Annotated in this window: 10 protein-coding genes and 8 pseudogenes; 10 read left to right on the top strand and 8 right to left on the bottom strand. The window is 60.5% G+C overall.

The genetic code is table 11. The features are described from left to right. Window positions 1-597 precede the first annotated feature (597 nt). Window positions 598-719 (top strand): annotated as a pseudogene (locus ACVWW6_RS00295) (IS66 family transposase zinc-finger binding domain-containing protein); the annotation flags it as partial. On the opposite strand, the pseudogene ACVWW6_RS00290 reads toward ACVWW6_RS00295, so the two are convergent. The 3 genes and pseudogenes from ACVWW6_RS00290 to ACVWW6_RS00280 form a co-directional block, all read right to left on the bottom strand. Beyond that, window positions 720-964: pseudogene (locus ACVWW6_RS00290) on the bottom strand (IS66 family transposase); the annotation flags it as partial. 821 nt (window positions 965-1,785) lie between these two features. Further along, entirely contained in the window at window positions 1,786-2,829 is a 1,044-nt protein-coding gene (locus ACVWW6_RS00285) for an IS110 family RNA-guided transposase (protein WP_018273859.1), read from the bottom strand. Window positions 2,830-2,918: 89 nt separating this feature from the next. Beyond that, window positions 2,919-3,186, bottom strand: a pseudogene (locus tag ACVWW6_RS00280) (integrase core domain-containing protein); the annotation flags it as partial. Window positions 3,187-3,265: 79 nt separating this feature from the next. On the opposite strand from ACVWW6_RS00280, the pseudogene ACVWW6_RS00275 reads away from it, so the two are divergent. The 3 genes and pseudogenes from ACVWW6_RS00275 to ACVWW6_RS00265 all read left to right on the top strand — a co-directional run. After that, a pseudogene (locus ACVWW6_RS00275) lies at window positions 3,266-3,511 on the top strand (IS110 family transposase); the annotation flags it as partial. Between the two features lie 492 nt (window positions 3,512-4,003). Beyond that, entirely contained in the window at window positions 4,004-5,320 is a 1,317-nt protein-coding gene (gene ltrA, locus ACVWW6_RS00270; protein WP_202633193.1) for a group II intron reverse transcriptase/maturase, read from the top strand. Window positions 5,321-5,427: 107 nt separating this feature from the next. Next, window positions 5,428-6,207 (top strand): annotated as a pseudogene (locus ACVWW6_RS00265) (IS110 family RNA-guided transposase); the annotation flags it as partial. A 258-nt stretch (window positions 6,208-6,465) separates the two neighbouring features. Here ACVWW6_RS00265 and ACVWW6_RS00260 read toward each other — a convergent pair. Together ACVWW6_RS00260 and ACVWW6_RS00255 are read right to left on the bottom strand one after the other, a co-directional pair. Next, window positions 6,466-7,385: pseudogene (locus ACVWW6_RS00260) on the bottom strand (IS3 family transposase); the annotation flags it as partial. A gap of 529 nt (window positions 7,386-7,914) precedes the next feature. Beyond that, complete coding sequence (locus ACVWW6_RS00255) at window positions 7,915-8,688, bottom strand: IS5 family transposase (RefSeq protein ID WP_456679850.1); 774 nt, start codon at window positions 8,686-8,688, stop codon at window positions 7,915-7,917. 789 nt (window positions 8,689-9,477) lie between these two features. Here ACVWW6_RS00255 and ACVWW6_RS00250 point away from each other — a divergent pair. From ACVWW6_RS00250 to tnpC, 5 genes are all read left to right on the top strand, one after another. Beyond that, complete coding sequence (locus ACVWW6_RS00250) at window positions 9,478-10,854, top strand: aminotransferase (RefSeq protein WP_456679849.1); 1,377 nt, start codon at window positions 9,478-9,480, stop codon at window positions 10,852-10,854. Between the two features lie 1,110 nt (window positions 10,855-11,964). Continuing rightward, window positions 11,965-12,117, top strand: a complete 153-nt coding sequence (locus tag ACVWW6_RS00245; protein ID WP_456679848.1) for a hypothetical protein — start codon at window positions 11,965-11,967, stop codon at window positions 12,115-12,117. Window positions 12,118-12,172: 55 nt separating this feature from the next. Then, window positions 12,173-12,619: an IS66-like element accessory protein TnpA gene (gene tnpA, locus ACVWW6_RS00240; RefSeq protein ID WP_060908461.1), complete on the top strand. Its 447-nt coding sequence runs from the start codon at window positions 12,173-12,175 to the stop codon at window positions 12,617-12,619. Further along, a complete protein-coding gene (gene tnpB, locus ACVWW6_RS00235) occupies window positions 12,616-12,966 on the top strand; it encodes an IS66 family insertion sequence element accessory protein TnpB (RefSeq protein ID WP_038379303.1) in 351 nt (116 codons plus the stop codon). The genes tnpA and tnpB overlap by 4 nt, the downstream gene beginning before the upstream one ends. Before the next feature lie 95 nt (window positions 12,967-13,061). Next, complete coding sequence (gene tnpC, locus ACVWW6_RS00230) at window positions 13,062-14,648, top strand: IS66 family transposase (RefSeq protein ID WP_371740533.1); 1,587 nt, start codon at window positions 13,062-13,064, stop codon at window positions 14,646-14,648. On the opposite strand, the gene ACVWW6_RS00225 is transcribed toward tnpC, so the two are convergent. The 3 genes and pseudogenes from ACVWW6_RS00225 to istA form a co-directional block, all read right to left on the bottom strand. Next, window positions 14,649-15,086 carry a hypothetical protein gene (locus ACVWW6_RS00225; protein WP_060908463.1) on the bottom strand — a complete coding sequence of 146 codons (438 nt, stop codon included), beginning with the start codon at window positions 15,084-15,086 and terminating at the stop codon, window positions 14,649-14,651. It abuts the gene before it with no gap. A gap of 137 nt (window positions 15,087-15,223) precedes the next feature. Beyond that, a pseudogene (istB, locus tag ACVWW6_RS00220) lies at window positions 15,224-15,460 on the bottom strand (IS21-like element IS1631 family helper ATPase IstB); the annotation flags it as partial. After that, on the bottom strand, window positions 15,438-17,183 hold the full coding sequence (gene istA / locus ACVWW6_RS00215; protein ID WP_456679847.1) for an IS21 family transposase: 1,746 nt from the start codon (window positions 17,181-17,183) through the stop codon (window positions 15,438-15,440). The pseudogene istB and the gene istA, both read right to left, overlap by 23 nt. A 145-nt stretch (window positions 17,184-17,328) precedes the next feature. On the opposite strand from istA, the pseudogene ACVWW6_RS00210 reads away from it, so the two are divergent. Then, window positions 17,329-17,520 (top strand): annotated as a pseudogene (locus tag ACVWW6_RS00210) (IS481 family transposase); the annotation flags it as partial. Window positions 17,521-17,566 lie beyond the last annotated feature (46 nt).

Here is a 17,566-nt window from a genome sequence, read left to right as displayed (position 1 = left end):
CCCGTCAAACATGGTAGGTTGACTTAATGTTGACCGCCCACAATCGGAGCGTGATCAACCGGATTTTGGGCCCTTCTGTCGCAACAGACGAACCAAAAACAGAGCCAACAACGGGGCGAGTCATTGATGGCCGCGCTAAGGCGAAGATCTAAGGCATACCGCGAGTATGCGGCGGGCCGATCCGGCCCGCGCCATCAGGCGCCCTCGAGCCAAACCGCACCATCTTCGTGCACGTCCTCGACGTTCCACGCGTGCCCGGCTGCACAACGCCTCAGCCGCCCGCCACCTGCTTGATGATCTTATTCTTCGGAGTGCTGCTCTTATCAGAATTCGCTCACCACCTCCTTCTGCCCCAACACGCTCAGGAGCTTGCTCTCAGGCGGGTTGGCCGAAGGCCTTCGGCACTGAGGCACCAAGATCACGCCAGGTCAATCTTTAGGCGCTTGCTCGCAAAAGTTCGGCATTAGGATCATTGCTAGCTGCCGCTGGATTGAGAAGTTGTAGGTCAAGCAGCTGTGGCACTCGCTCAGATCCCGCGGCCCTTATACACAACGTGTCCCAATCCAACCAACAATAGGCTGATCTCACTGAGCTCAATGCCAGGGCGAGTTGCACCGGATCGGCGAGGACCCAAGCGAATGGCTGGACTGGTCCCGGCGGAGTTCCGGATAGTCGTGACCCGACGTCCCAAGTACGCTTGCCGAGCTTGCGAGGACGGCGACGACCTCGATCGGCGGCAGGTACGCCGGCAAGGTGTCACGGGTGCCGCGGCGCTTACGAGCCCGCGACTCACGGCCTTCAGGCGCACTCTCTCCCGCGCCAGCTCGTTTTATGCTGCACCTGCTCGACATCTTCCAGGCCCAGCAACATCTGATCTTCCGGCAGCGTCTCTGCCCGCAGGCCACACCGCGTCGCCGCAATTCCCAATTCCCCGATGATCTGACGCAGCCGTTCGCTCTCGCATCGCTTTCAGCGTATCGAGATCGTCAGGCAGCACGTCCTTTACACCCAAATCAGAGCATATTCGTTGCCATCTGGCGACGCGTCCGACGCTCCTGATTCGCTTCGCCGCAGCACTGCCAACAGCTATCCGGGCTGCGCTGGCGCCGACGTCTCCCCGCCTCGTGCACAACCCCGCCCCTTGAGCCCTTCCAGCAGCGCCGACAATTGTTCCGGGGGCGCAAGACAGATAGCGGGATCATCGAGATTGAAGTCGACGGCATCACGATCCGAGCCGGTCGTGGAGCGGACACCGCGCTTTGCATTCCCGGCGAGCAGTCGGCGCCGGCACCAGGGTCCACCACCGCCGGCACGAGCTGAACTTTGTCTCCTTCGGAATGACCGCCCCCTGCCTCTCGCAACTTTCGCCGCTAGCCAAACAGCTTGCTGCGGCGACAGTCCATGCCGCCGGGCTAACCGAACACACCGACTCGCCACTATCTCCGGGACGATCCGCGCCTTGTCCTCGTCGCTCCCCTTCCGCCGACGACCGGCTCCGGTGAAGATGACCTTGCCCCCATATGTGGAACGGCCCGCGAGGCAAGAGCTTTTTCAGTCGATTTCACACATTGGAACGGTGCGGTCATATGTCCGGCCTTTGCGCGCGGCACAATATGGCCGCTGGCCTCGATGAGATCCGCGGAACGAGGAGCTAAATCAAGTTTACGCGCTTGAGCGCATTGGGGGCAGTAGCTTCACTCGTTTCGGGATTTCGTCCCATGGGTTCATCGCCTGTTGTTGCACCTCGCCCTCTGCCGGCCTGCGCCGGTCAGATCGTTTTGGCGGTCACTGCGTCACCGCGGCAATCGCCAATGGGTCGGGACGCCGATAAATTCCGCCCTTGTTCAGGAGCGCCCAGATGATCCGCGCCGTCTTATTGGCCTGCGCGACGGCGGCAACCTTGAAGGGGCGTCTGGCGAGAAGCGCCTTCAGCCACGGCCGCGCCCGAACGTCGTTTCGGACAAGCCGCAAGACGGCCGTTGCCCCGACAACGAGGAGAGAGCGGAGTTCTGGATTTCCCATCTTCGATATTCGTCCCAACCGCTCTTTGCCTCCGCTTGAATGAGGCCGCGGCGTCAATCCCAGCCAGGCGGCAAAGTGGCGAGCCGACTTGAACCCGCCGGGATCCGGCACAAGCGCTTTGATGGTCGCCGCCGTAATGGCGCCGACGCCAGGGATCGTGGTCAACCGACGCATGTCCTCGTCGTGCTTGGCCTCCGCGACGATTGCGCGCTCGAGCCTCTCGATCTGGTCGGCTGAAGCTTCAATCTCGTCGGCAATAGCCATCAGCGCGAAGCGCGCTGCTGCGGGCAGGCGTGCATCTGTCTCATCCCGTATGATTGCGACCAGCGCCTCAACCTTTGCCAGGCCGGCGGTGGCGATGATCCCCAATTCTGCCAGATGCGCGCGCAACGCGTTGACCGACTGCGTTCGCTGCCGCACTAGAAGAGCGCGGGTCTTCAGCACCATCGCGGCAGCCTGTTGCTCAGCCGTCTTAATCGGCACGAAGCGCATGGTCTTTCGGGTCACCGCTTCGCTGATGGCCTCAGCGTCCGCCGCATCCGTCTTGCCACGCTTGACGAAGGGTTTGACATAAGCCGGCGGAATGAGCCGGACCTCATGACCGAGAGCTGCGATCTCGCGCGCCCAATAGTGGGCGCTACCGCATGCTTCCATCCCCACCAGGCATGCTGGCAGCTTCTCAAAGAATCGCAGAACTTCGCTGCGCCGTAGCTTCCGGTTGAACACGGGTGAGCCCTCGGCATCCGCCCCGTGAACCTGGAAAACGTGCTTGGCCAGATCCAGCCCGATGGTGATAACCTGTTTCACGGAACGGTCCCTCCTTTGTGGCGTTCGAACAACGACCACGTTCTAGCACTTTGATGCTGTTGGAGCGGGCCGTTCCACCACATCAAGTTTTATCCAATCCTGAGTGCGCTCCGGCTGTTGGATTTGCCCGGTTGGGTGGTGGTAGCGACGGGAGCTGGCGCGGAGCCCTCGGCATAGCGCAGCGCCAAATCCCGGCGCGGTTGGCAGGTGAGTGCGAACTCGGACGGGGTCTTCAATCCGAGCCGCGAGTGTGGGCGTGCATCGTTGTAATCGGCGCGCCAGCATCCGAGCACGACGGGCCTGGGCCAGCGAGATAAACAGCGTCTCGTTCAACATTTCATCCCGCAGCCGGCCGTTGATGGGGAAGACGGCCCCGCTCCCTCGGCGCCGGCGATATACTGGCGATGTACGGACCCGCTAACAGGAGCTATTCCCTATGAAAGTCGCGACAATTGGATTGGACATTTCGAAGCACGTGTTTCACATCCATGCAGTTGACAGCCAAGGCCAAGTGACCAGTCGCCAGCGCCTCCGGCGAGGCGAGATCATGTCGTTCTTCTCCTCGCTCGCACCTTGCTTGGTCGGCATCGAGGCTTGCGCGACCGCTCATCACTGGGCGCGGGAGATTCGGCAGTTTGGACACGATGTAAGATTGATTCCGCCGGCCTATGTCAAACCCTACGGTGCGCCCCGACGGCGCGTATTACCAGTGGAGGAAGGATCCACCCAGAGAGTTGTCGATTGATCTGGTAGCTGACGAGCGGTTTGGACGAGCAATCGGACGGATCGAAGCCTCGTGACAAAGGTCGCTTTAGGCGGCCGAGCAATCCAGCGGGCCGTAACGTGAGTGAAGCCTGAGCACGCCTCGAAAGTTACGATGTGAATGCCGATCCGATCGTATGGCGGGGAAGGCCGTGCGGACAGGGAAGCAATCGACGCACGCACCTGTCTGGTTCACCGGGGTAATGGGCACGGCACGTTGGAAAGGTAGTACGGGTAATCGGGGGAGACCCGTCTTGGTCGAAGGTCGCGCCTTCAGCATTGAGTAGTCGATGGACCGGACGGGAGTCGGACAGGGTCAAAGGTACCGATGAAACCGGGTAATTCCGGCGGAGGAAAGGACCCTGACTTCAGGTGCGCTTTTAAAGATGGCGAGGGAAAGGGTAGATTGGCGATGAGCCTTGAAACGCCCGATAAGATCAGGAGCCTTCAGAGAAAGCTTTATTGCAAAGCGAAGGCGGAGCCTGCCTTCCGCTTCTATGTGCTGTACGACAAGATCTGCCGCGAGGACATTCTGAGCCATGCCTACAAGCTGGCCCGCGCCAACGCGGGTGCGCCGGGAGTGGACGGAATAACTTTCGAACAGATCGACGCGTCGGGACTCGAAGCATGGTTGGCTGGCCTGCGCGATGAACTCGTCACGAAGACCTATCGGCCCGATCCGGTGCGGCGGGTGATGATCCCGAAGCCCGGCGGCGGCGAACGTCCGCTCGGTATCCCAACAATCCGGGACCGGGTCGTCCAAGCTGCTGCAAAGATCGTGCTGGAACCGATCTTCGAGGCGGATTTTGAGGACGGAGCTTATGGATATCGCCCGCGCCGCAGCGCGGTCGATGCCGTCAAGGAAGTGCACCGGCTTATGTGCCGGGGCTACACAGATGTTGTTGACGCCGATTTGTCGAAATACTTCGACACGATACCGCACTCGGACCTCCTCAAATCGGTGGCCCGACGCATCGTCGACCGGAATGTGCTGCGGCTGATTAAGTTATGGCTGCGAGTACCGGTCGAGGAGCGGGATAGCAACGGGAAACGGCGCATGAGCGGCGGTAAGAGCAACAAGTGTGGCACGCCACAGGGCGGTGTCATCAGTCCGCTGCTCTCCGTCATCTACATGAACCGGTTCCTGAAGCATTGGCGTCTCAGCGGTCGGCGTGAAGCATTCCATGGCCAAATTATCTCCTATGCCGACGACTTCGTCATTCTCAGCCGCGGCCACGCGGAAGACGCATTGACGTGGACGAAAGCGGTGATGACCAAGCTTGGGCTGACACTCAACGAGACTAAAACCTCGGTGAAGAATGCCCGATTGGAAAGCTTTGACTTCCTTGGGTACACGCTCGGACCCCGCCACTTCCGCAATGGGGGGCGGTGGTATCTTGGCGCGGCTCCGTCGAAGAAAAGCGTGCTGCGGATCAAGAGGAAGGTCAGCGAACTGCTGACGCCGGGCAACAAGGGCGCTTGGCCCGAAGTACAAGCACGACTGAACCGCCTTCTGCGCGGCTGGTCCGCTTACTTCAGCTATGGCTCGCTTGCTACGGCTCATCAGGCCGTTGATCGACACGTCTTTGACCGCGTGCTCGCCTTTCTGCGCAGACGACATAAGACGCCAGGACGTGGCGTCAGACGGTTCTCTGATCAGATCTATGGGAACCCTGGCGTACTTGTGCTGAACCGCGTGCGCAAAGTGTCGCCGACGTGCGCCTTGTGACGAAACCTGTCGGAAAGCCGGATGCGGGAAAACCGCACGTCCGGTTTGATGAGCGGGGAGAGGAAACGGAACGCGCAACAAGCGCATCACCGCGCCTCTCCTCGACTCTACTACGAAGAGGAGCCAAGAATGACGCCGCTGACGCGGCCGCGATCTGCGAAGCCGTCACCCGTCCAAATATGCGGTTCGTTCCAATCAAGAGCGTCGAGAACCAAGGGTTCTTGATGCTTCATCGTGCAAGAGGCTTGCTGGTCCGCCAGCGAACCATGACAGCCTGCGCCATTCGGGCTCACTTTGCTGAGTTCGGAATTATTGTCGGGCAAGGCCGGCAACGGGTGGATGGTCTGGTGGACTTGTTGGATGACGAGGGGTTGACGCTGCCGGCCCATGCCCGCATCGCACTGGCCGTTCTTATGAACCAACTGAAGGAATTGGACCGGCAGGTCGAGGCCATCGAGCGCGAGCTAGCTCAGATCCAGCGAGTAAATCCGATGGCGAAGTTGCTGTCCTCGATTCCCGGGATCGGTCCCATAACGGCCACGGCTCTCGCCGCGACCGTACCGGACGCGACCATGTTCCGCTCCGGGCGGGAGTTCGCAGCCTGGCTTGGCCTGACGCCTAAGCAGAATTCCACTGGCGGGAAGGATCGGCTCGGCCGGATTACGAAACAGGGCGATTCCTATCTCAGGCACTTGCTTGTCATCGGAGCAGGTAACGTCGTTCGGTACCCAAAGGCACGCTCCCGGGTTGGAGGCGGCTGGATCGAAGCCCTGCTTGAACGGCGTCGGCCCATGGTCGTCGCCGTCGCCGTTGCCAACAAGTTGGCCCGGATCGTCTGGGCGATGATGACGACCGGAGAATTCTATCGGTCAAAGCTCGCGGCCTGACTTTCCGCGTATGTTGGCCACCTTATGGTGTGAGGGCAAATGACAGCATGATGGACACCGGCGGAGCTGGGGATCGAGCAAGCCCGAAGAGCTTTAAGCGCAACAAGCGCGACCCGTTGATGAGGCCTCGATCCGCGATCTCCATCAGGGCCAGCGGCCATGGCATCGGTCGCACTAACAGGCCGTATACATGAACGCACCCGACCGATATCCAAAATGCTGTAAAAACCTCTTGCACCCGCGGGGCCGTCTATACATGAAGCTCTCGATGAAGGCATTCTGCATGGGCTTGCCCGGCGCGATGTAATGCCACGCGACGCGGCTCTGATCGGCCCACGTCAGGATGGCGTTGCTGGTGAGCTCGCTGCCGTTGTCGCTGACCACCATCTTCGGCTTGCCGCGCTCGATCATCAGCCGGTCCAGCTCCCGCGCCACGCGGGTGCCGGAGAGTGAGGTGTCGGCCACCAGCGCCAGGCACTCGCGGGTGCAATCATCGACGACGGTGAGGATACGGAAACGGCGGCCATCGGTGAGCTGATCCGACACGAAGTCGAGCGACCAGCGGTCGTTCGGCGCCATCGGCACCATCATCGGCGCCCGGGTCCCGATCGCCCGCTTGCGGCCGCCACGGCGGCGCACCGCGAGCCTCTCTTCCCGGTACAGCCGGAATAGCTTCTTGTGGTTGACCAGATAGCCCTCCCGCTTGAGCAGCACATGCAGGCGCCGATAGCCGAAACGACGACGTTCCTGGGCGATTGCCCGCATGCGCTGGCGAAGGCCGGCTTCATCCGCCCGGGTGGTCTGGTATCTCATGGTCATGCGGCAGCAGCCGATGGCTTTACACGCTCGCCGTTCGCTCATCCCGAACGCGCCTCGGAGATGGGCGACAGCTTTCCGCTTGGCCGCGGGCGTCACCATTTCTTTCCCACGAGATCCTTCAAGACGGCGTTGTCCAGCATGGAGTCGGCCAGCAGCCGTTTCAGTCGCGTGTTCTCGTCCTCCAGGGTCTTCAGCCGTTTGGCCTCCGACACCTCCAGCCCACCGAACTTCGCCTTCCATTTGTAGATGCTGGCGTCGCTGACGCCATGCTTGCGGCACAGATCGGCAACCGACACGCCGGCCTCATGCTCCTTCAAAATCCCGATGATCTGCTCTTCCGAAAAGCGGCTGCGCTTCATGCTCTGGTCCTTGTGGTGGGCCAGAACGAACTTCAAACTGGATTAAGCCCGAGGGGCAAGGTCAAAGACGTCAAGCCGCCAACCGGCTGCACTGTGTCCATTCTAAGCCTAACGGTCGAAACCGAGCCGCGGACTCGCAAATCACGCTTTCATTCGGTAGGTAGCCCCTGAAGAGCGCTCACCTCCTTCGGCCTCCGAACGTGCGCTGCCTCCAAGCACCTCAAGTGCGCACCCCGAGTGATGAGAAACTAGGTACCTTTTGCATCCAAACACATCCGAAATTCCCTTCGTTGCAGAGGCTTTGCGCCGGATCTAATCGAAACCACGGAGCCCGCGCATCGACTTAGTTGCGGCTCGGCTCGAAAACGTGCGCTTTATCGACGTGGCCTATATCGATTTCGTCACCGAACGGTGCATGATCGCCCGCTCATCTTAGAACGCTTATAGCGGCTGTCTCTAAACGCCTCCGATTTCCTCGGTCCCCGGCAACGCCGTGACTGTGGCCGGTCCAGTCTGGCTAGAACCTATCTCAAAATTGTCGAAACAGGATCAGCAGGCAAGCGAGCTGGACGAAGCCGAGGAAGTTTTGCGGATAGAACTCCCAGCGGACCAGCAGGCGCCGCCGCCACTGTATCCAGGCGAAGAAGCGTTCGACCAGCCAACGCCGAGTATAACGACGGAGCCTGCGGCCGTCCTGGGTGAGCGACCTCACTCGGTTTGAACGATGTGGCGCGATCATCTCGATGCCTTGTGACCGCAGTTCAACGTCGAGCGCATCGCTGTCATAGGCGCGGTCGCCGATCAGGTTCTCTGGCTTGGCCTCGATCATGTAGAAGTCGAAGCAGAGCTGTACCAAGCGCACTTCGTGATGGTTCGCGGCATGCGTGCTCACTGAAAGCGGCAAACCGTGGCGATCCACAATCGCCATGATTTTTAAGCCCTTTCCGCGCCTCGTTGGGCCGATCTCTGCACCGCCGCCTTTGGCCATCGCAAAGGTCGCGTCGATGAAACACTCCTCTTCGTCGAGCAAGCCCTTCTCGCGAAGTTCGTTGGCGATATCGGTCAGAACGCGTCGCAACACTTCATTGCGACACCAGTTCTGAAAGCGACGATGTACGGTCTTATAGTTCGGATAGCGCTGCGGCAGCATGTGCCACTGCGCGCCCGTGTTCAAAATCCAAAGAGCGGCTTCGAGAACCTGACGCGTCGCAATCGGCTTCCGGCCCGGCCGGCCGTCGGCAATGTGCTCTTCCGGAAAGTGTTTCCGGATGCGCTCCCATTGCTCGTCCGTCAGCCGAATCATCTTTCCTTTATAGCCGATCGACGCTGATCTTCAATTTTGAGATAGGTTCTAGTATCAGCCTTGGGGGCATTAGTCGGCGCGAAGATCGTACGTATTGAATCCTACGGAGATGCTGGCAAACGCCCCCCGCAGCTGCCCAGTTATCTTGCGCGGGATTGGAGGTCGCCAGGATAATCCGAATACCCCAAACGCCATTCCATATGTTCAGGTCCCCTAAGAGTTCGATACCGATGCGAAGGCGCTTGAGGGCGCCGCTAAGCTTTGTCCAAAAAGCGGAAGCGAGGCTCTTGCGAGTGCGACCAAAATAGATGTCAAACGCAAGTTAAAAGAGCCGAAAGCTAAGTTACCATGACAGACAGCGCTCGGCCTGCTTGCTCAATGGCGAACTTCGTAGGCCGGGGTTCATTGCTGTTCAGGGAACGGAAGTGACAATGAAAGTTCAGTCTGTAAAAGGCCCGACCACCGAACCTGAGGCTTCGGCGATCACGCCCTATTCCCTCCCTTAATATTCAAGCAGTTAATAGGAACGGAATGGCAGGAAGCGTGATATGGCTTCCCACTACCTCTAGGATGGAATGTGATGAGCAGCTGGGACAACGGCCCGCCGGCTATCGAGCTAACCCACCAATGCTCGTAGGTTCGCGCCACATGCAGTTTTGCTATGTCGCATGTTGACGCGAGGTCGGGCAACCTCTCCTGCTCCACCTCTTTTCGAGGTAGCAAGCTGCCCGTTTTAGGACGGCGGTTACTAACCTAGCTCTGACATGCAACACGGGACGTAAGCAGCAAATGTTCGACAACTCTAACGAACTCAGCCCTTGGGACCGCGATCACTTGTTTCACCCCGCAACGTATGCTGGAGCGCATGCACGAGGTGAATTGCCGACGCGTGTGATGCGCAAAGGAGACGGTGTTTACATCACTGATACGTCCGGCCGAACCAGTCTCGATGCCTTCGCAGGCCTTTTTTGCGTCAATGTTGGATACGGCCGCCAGAAGATAGCTGAGGCCATTGCAAAACAGGCAAAAGACCTTGCGTACTATCATGCTTATATTGGTAACGGCACCGAAGCACCCATTAGACTGTCTAAAATGATCATAGATCGCGCGCCTCGGGGCATGAGCCGAGTCTATTTCGGCCTGTCGGGTTCTGATGCGAACGAGACCAATATCAAACTGACATGGTATTACAACAACGTGCTTGGCCGACCGGAGAAGAAAAAAATTATATCGCGCTGGCGCGGCTATCACGGTTCAAGCGTAATGACGGGTTCGCTGACTGGGCTTGAACTGTATCACAACGCGTTTGATTTACCGCGCGACCCGATTCTTCACACTGAGGCACCCTACTATTTCCGTCGCGCCGACCGAACGATGAGCGAGGCGCAGTTCGCCCAAGCATGCGCCGATAAGCTGGAAGACATGATCCTGTCTGAGGGGCCCAATACAGTTGCGGCCTTCATCGGCGAGCCGATCTTAGGCGCCGGCGGTATCGTTCCGCCGCCCACCGGCTACTGGAAAAAGGTGCAGTCGGTACTAGAAAAATACGACATTCTACTCATAGCGGACGAAGTCGTCACCGGCTTCGGCCGCCTCGGCACCATGTTTGGCTCCGAGCACTACGGCATTAGGCCGGACCTCATCACCATCTCGAAAGGCCTCACCTCTGCGTACGCACCTCTGTCAGGCGTCATCGTTTCTGATAAGATTTGGCAGGTACTCATACAAGGATCTGATCAACTCGGCATGATTGGTCATGGCTGGACCTGTTCCGCCCATCCGATCTGCGCAGCGGCTGGCATTGCGAACCTCGAACTGATCGATGAGATGGGCTTGATCGCTAATGCTCGTGATACGGGCGCCTACCTCCGCGCCGCATTGACTGACGTGCTCGATGGCCACAGAAATGTCGGAGAGGTACGTGGGGACGGACTGATGGCGGCGTTGGAATTTGTTGAGGACAAGGATGACGGCGCCTTCTTCCATCCAGCCAAAAAAATTGGTGAGCAAGTAGCCGCCGCCCTGCTCGAGCGTGGCGTTATCGGCCGGGCCTTGCCGCAAGGCGATATTCTCGGGCTCGCCCCGCCGCTGTGCTTAACTAAGGAAGAGGCTGATATCATCATCGAGAAGACAGCGAGTGCAGTCAAGGCCGTTCTTGTCAATTGACCAAGTGGACTGGCTGCATAGAGTCATAGAGCCTGAGATCCCACTGCTATCACGAGCGCACAGTTGCGATAATCGTTGCCAGGATACAGTCGCGCGGCGCTGCTGCCGGTGGGATACGTCCTGCAGAGACACGTCAGAACACCTCTCTATAAGAGCACTGCCATCAGCAAATGGGAGGCAACTTTGAAGCTTCGGGGAAGATCGCCTCCCAACCAATCGGCCGAACGAAGTCCGCTCAACGTGCCGGCGAACATTACCACGCAGCTGTTAACCGGCAACGAAGAGGCAGGCCCGACCGCAAGAACCACGAAGAGACCGACGATTGGTTGAAGCCATCACCAATCAGCATTTTCAATTCAGTCCTATCAATCGTCCGTCTTAATGAAAGGCGCCCCCCTTGTGTGCTTTAAGGGATTGCCCGAGGATTTGACCTTAAGTCTAGCTTTAAGGCCACGTGGCGAATGCAGGTCAATGTTGGGCGCCGAGCGCTTGCGGCGCCGCAGACCGTCGCGCTAGACTGCAAGGTCTCTTCGAAGGCGAACCTTCTCATCTTAACTCCATCGTCGCGCGCCGGCATAGTGTGCTCGTAGCCTGCTGATCACCTGGGATCGACCAGCGGCAGGGGCAACTGGGTGGGGATGCTGTGCCAGCTCTTGTTCCTGTCGAGATCACGTCTATGGCGGCTCCGATCTCGAACGGCGTACCAGAATAGGCGTCACCGCCTGCGCAGCGTGCAAGGGCTGGAATCGTGGAGGTCGAGCTTGGGGGCCGTCGTGTTCGCGTTGACCGCTACGTGGACATTGAGGCTCTGCGCAAGTTCTTGAGCTCTTGCGGCGACAATGATTCCGATCCCTAGCGACGTCCGGTTTGGATCGCCACTTGGCCACACCGATGTGCATCGCGACTGTGAAGCCTCGCTCTAAGGGTTCAGGAGAGCCTGAAGCGCGATCCCCACGCGGGCGTTCCAGGCCGCTGCGGTGATCAGGTTAAGACTCTCTGGCACGGCGGGTTGGGCCTCTCGCTCTGCGGTAGAGCTCCTTGATCTTGGGAAGTTCATCTGCCCCGCGGCGTCAGCCGACGCTGTAGGCGCGCGCCATATCGATGGCGCAGATGGCCCATATGACCTCGGCGAAGGCGACGATGCTGTGGGACGTTTTCGACGAAATGGAGATCGAGGGCAGCCTCATGTGGGTCTATTGCGTCGGAGAAGACGACCTTCAGGTGTTCGTGAGCGTCATCTGGCGACCACGCACTGAGGGTTGATCTAGTCGGCTAGGAAGATCTCGTGGAGAGGTTTGTCACGAGGTCACCGGTCACCATGTCAAGAGCGAGTTGTAAGGATGGCGATAAGGATAGGCATACGCCTATCCTTGAGGACGGCTCCGACACGCTGCGGCGCGTCGAGATCATCACGGGGACCGGCCGACGACGGCGCTGGTCGACCGATGCGAAAGCGGCGATTGTCGCGGAGAGTTTTGCGCCGGGTGCAAGCGCTTCCGGGGTGGCGCGGCGACACGACATCAGCCCGAGCCTGTTGTTTCTTTGGCGTCGTCAGACAACGCGGGCGAAGCTCGAGGAGCATGGAGGCATGCCATCAGGCTTTGTGCCGGTCGCAATCACCGACTGTGGAGGCAAATTGCCGCTATGCGAGGAGCAGGGAGCGATTGAGATCGAGGTCGGCGCAGTTCGCATCCGTGTCATGGGAACGGTCGACCGGCGAGCACTCTGCGAGGTGCTTGCGGCAGTCGGGACGGTCGGCCGATGATCGGGCCCCGCGCTGGGTTATCGATCTGGATCGCGACGCAGCCGGTCGATTTCCGTCGCGGCATGGACTCGCTGGCGATGCTGGTAAGCGAGGCGTTTGGAGCCGATCCGTTCGACGGCGGGCTGTGGGTGTTTCGATCCAAGCGCCGAGATCGCGTGAAGATCCTGACCTGGGACGGAAGTGGCCTTGTTCTCTACTACAAGAGAATCGAAGGGCAGTTCAGCTGGCCTCCGATCAAGGAAGGCGTCATGCCGCTATCTCATGCTCAGCTCTCGGTGCTGCTCGACGGCTCGGACTGGAAGCGTGTGCCGATGCGGGTTGTGGATCAACCAACACGAGCTGGTTGATCATCATCAAGAGTAGTTCGTCATTCATGCAGAGCTGTAGTAGAACGCGCTGCATGATTGATTTGCCTTCCGATCGAGCATTGCTCCAGCAAGCCGTGACGGCACTGTCGTCACGGCTTGCCGTGGTGTCGGCGGAATGCAGCACGCTGGCGGCCGAGCGTGATGTGGCGATCGCCCAACGCGATGCTGCAGTCCAGGAGAACGACAAGCTCCTGATGATCCTGTCCCAGTACAAGCGCACGATCTTTGGTCCCCGCTCCGAGACACTGGATCCCGGACAGCTGTCTCTCTTCACCATCACGGCGCAGGCGGCAGGTGCCGCCGCCAACGACGACGGGACCGGAGGCAGGCTGCCTGATGGAGCGGAAGGCCGTAGCAAGCGACCGGCGCGACGCAACCGGGGGAGGCTTCCGGAGCATTTGCCGCGCATCGACGTCGTGATCGATATCGAGAGCCACATCTGCCCCTGCTGCGGCGAGCGGCTGCACAAGATCGGGGAGACCGTCAAGGAAGCCTTCGACGTCATTCCGATGCAGTACCAGGTCAAGCGCATTGTGCGTCCGCGCTACGGCTGCCGGGGATGCCGCCAGGGTGTGCTGCAGGCACCGGCGCCGGCCCAGGCGATCGACGGCGGGATGGTGACGGAAGCCTTGCTGGCCCACATCGCGGTGATGAAATACGGCTACCAGCTGCCGCTGTATCGGCAGGAACAGATGTTCGCCGCGCAAGGCATCACGCTTGACCGGCAGACGCTGGCCTCATGGATGGGCCGCGCCGCCTGGTGGCTGAAGCCGCTTCACACGCTGTTGCGCGACACAGTGATGTCCTACCCGCGGCTGTTTGCCGACGAGACGCCACTGCCGGTTCTCGATCCCGGCCGTGGCAGAACCAAAGTCTGCCAGTTCTGGGCGATCGCCACCGATGACCGTCCGTGGGGCGGCCCCGCGCCGCCGGCGGTGGTCTACATGTTTGCCGAGGATCGCAAGGCGATCCGCGCCAAGCAGCTGTTCGGGGATTACCACGGCATCCTGCAGGTCGACGGCTATGCCGCCTACAAGGGCCTGATCAAGAACGGCGGCCGTCTGGTGCTGCTGGCGTTCTGCTTCGCGCATGCGCGGCGGAAGTTCTGGGACGTTCACGTCGCGACGAAGTCGCCGATTGCCGCGGAAGCGCTGCAACGGATCGCGATGTTCTACGCCATTGAGGATCGCATCCGCGGTCTGCCGGCGGCGCATCGGGCTGCGGTGCGGCAAACCGACACCAGGCCGCTGATCGAGGACTTCAAACCTTGGCTCGAGGCGCGACTGCTGGAAGTCTCGAAGAAGTCCGGTCTGGGCAAAGCCATCCGCTACACCCTCAACCATTGGGACGGCCTGACGCGCTTCATCGATGACGGACGCATTGAAATAGACAGCAATACGGTCGAGCGCAGCATCAAGCCGATAGGCCTGGGAAAGAAGAACTACTTGTTCGCCGGCAGTGAAGGCGGGGCCGAGACATGGGCCATTCTCGCCTCGCTCATCAACACGGCAAAGCTGCAAGACATCGACCCGCGACACTATCTGACCGATGTTCTCGAGCGCATCGTCTCCGGACGTACAAAGATCAATCAGCTGCACATGCTGTTGCCGTGGAATTGGAAGGCCGAGCGCGACAGTTCGCTGGCAAAGCTCGCCGCCTGATCAGTTCGACGGCAAGGACTCTGGAACTTCCTGCGCATCGCTGGTGTCGTCATAGATCTCCTCGCGGATCACGCGCAGCGTCATCTCGTGCAGATAAACTTGCAACGCCCTCTCCAGCTCGGTGAACTCCGGCAACAGAACTTTGTCGACGAAGCCTCGGGACGCACGGATCACCACCGTGTTGCGTCGTTGGCGGTGATAACGAAACGGCCGCAGCCCGTACCGGCGGCAAAGCGCCAAAAACAGGTGCCGCGACCATTGGTCAGGAAGTGAGAATTGCTGCTCGATCGGCGGATCGTGGCGAGCGAGCTCCGCGACCCGGGCACGCACCCGCTGTAGCGCAGCTTCCGCCGCAAGGCGCTCACCGGCAGTTCCGGCACCCGCGAACAACGCCTCGATCTTCCGAAGCTTCTCGCGCAGCTGCGATTCGCTGGTCATTCTGATCCCCGTTGCCCGCTCCGAACCGGGATCACCCCATCACCGCGCGCCGGCAGCGTCAATCATCCAGACCGCGCTATCCAGAGCATTCCGCGCAAGTCAAGCCCAGGCGCCAGTGATCCTCTCGTGACGCTCACGAAGGACCAGTCGAACTCGGCGAGCGTCAGCTTTTCGTCGAGCCCGGATTGCTGGTATCGCCGCTCGATAAGACGGGACTGACGACGGTCCAGTTCATCCTGCAGGATAAGGGAGAAGGTCTCGAGGAAGGGCTGGTTGGCACCCTGCGCCTGGAGCACGCGCGTCTGCAGCGTGTCGCGGACACCCGACAGGCGCAGCTGTCGCAGGCAACGCTCAATTTCCGGCATGGTCATCATGTGGTTTGGTCTCCAGTGTGAGGTGAGAAGCCGCGGGAGCGCTCGTGGCGCCGGAGCTGGCCGGGGTTGCGCAGGCGACACGAGCGCGGATTGCCGTGGCGTGATCGTCGTGAGCCTCGGCCTGCCGGCCATTGTCGCCGGCATCGTGCCGCACGGCACGGCTGAAGAGATCGCCGTATTCCGCGGGGGTACGGATCAGCGGATGATCCTGGGTGAGCGGCGATGCCGGCTGTGGCGTCGCTCCAACCTGCGCGATCGCCTGTTCGAACAACCGCTCGACGGTCGCACGCACGTGCTTGTAACGGTAGATGCGGTTGCCGATGGCGTGCGCGCAGGCCTGCTCGACCAGCCGTGCTGGATACTTCCGGCTCAGCCCGACAATGCCCCACATCGCGCGCTGTCCGGGGCGCCCCTCGGTGTCGAACACTTGCTGGCATAGCGCCCTGGTCTGCGGCCCGATGCGCTCGGCGCTCGCCAGCAGCACGGCGGTTTGCCGCGACGGATTGAACGGCCGTTCGCTGGTCGGCAGGACAACAGAACCGGGGTGCGTCATCCGGGAATGAACACGCAGCAGCGCATGGGTGTGGCGATCACGGATCTCGATCGTGGAGGCGTAGATCCGCACCACGACCTGACTGCCGATCGGCGCGGGCCGCGCGGCGTAATAGCTGTTGTCGACGCGTACGGTGGTGTCGTCGCAGACAGTCCGGACGACTTCGGTGAAGATGCGGAAGGGAGCGACAGGCAGCGGCCGCAGGTGCGGCTTCTCTTCCTGGAACATCGCCTCGACCTGACGGCGCGTGCTGCCGTGGATGCGCTTGGAGGCCCAATTCTCCTCCCAGTGCCTCAGGAACTCGTTCTGGGCTTCCAGTGTCTCGAAGCGCCGTCCGGCCAGCGCGGTGCCCTGGGTATGTTGAATCGCACTCTCGACGCAGCCTTTCCGATTGGGATCGGCCACCCGCGCGGGATCGGCGACCACGGCGTAATGAGCCAGCATCGCGCTGTAAATCGGGTTGAGCTCGGGCTCGTACAAATCCGGCTTGAGGACGCCTTCCTTCAGATTGTCGAGCACGACATAGCTGGGGACCCCGCCAAAATACCGGAACGCCTCTTCGTGGAGCTGCGCCCAGACGTGTTGGCTGGACTTCCAGACCACCCGCCGGAAGCTGCGCCGCGAGTAGCGCAGCGTCATCACAAACAGGCGGGGACGGCGGTACCGGCCGCTCCTGGGATCAATCGTCAGAGCGCCCTCGCCATAGTCGACCTGGGCCTCCTCGCCAGGCAGGAACTCAAGTCGATCAAATTGCTCGGGATCGCTGTGTCGCAACGTGCGCACAAACCGCTTGACGCTCTGATAGCTGGACGGAAAGCCAAATCGATCGACCAGGTCCTGGTAAATCGCCTGCGCATTCCGCTTCAGGCGGACCTGTTCTTCGATCCATGCCCGATGCGGTTCGCAGGCCGAGCGGGCCAGGCTGCAGGCGGCTGTCGCTTCCGACACCCCAAAAGCCGGTGGTCGGGGTGGGGGAATTTGGTCGTCCGCGCTCACCGTGCCGGTGGTCACTTCCCCGGGGGAGTTTGCCTCCGCACCAGCCCGCAGCGCCCGGTAACGCCGGATCGTCTTGCGATCGACCCCCGTCAGCCTGTGGATCTCGCGCTGGCTGGCGTTGCGATCAAGTAATGTAAATACCGTGCTTTGCAGATGTGCCTTCAAGACGTTCAACTCCCAGTCCCCTTGCTGGATAAAAGGGGACCAAAATAAACGTCCTGCCTGACCGGCTACCGCTGTTCAGCGGCGCTGCCGGTGATCATCAGGTGGGGGAGTTTCAAGTGACCATACCCGGGGGATTTTGACCGACCCACGGGGGTTCTATCGCGTCGTGTTCCGCAAAAAGATCTATCCGAGCATCACTGCCTTGCAGAGCGATCTCGATGAGTGGATCGCTGCCTACAATGAGGTGCGCCCGCATCAGGGGCGCTGGTGCTACGGCAAGACGCCGATGCAAACCTTGCTTGACGCAAGTGCTCTGTCGAGAGAGAAATTGTTGCCGGCTGCGTGAGGTCGGACATGAAATCTTTGTCGGACACCTGCCGCGACAAAGCACT

It is taken from the genome of Bradyrhizobium sp. USDA 3311, from assembly GCF_054062495.1.
The sequence above is the reverse complement of the archived record's forward strand: the minus strand, read 5'-3'. Positions and strand labels throughout refer to the sequence as shown.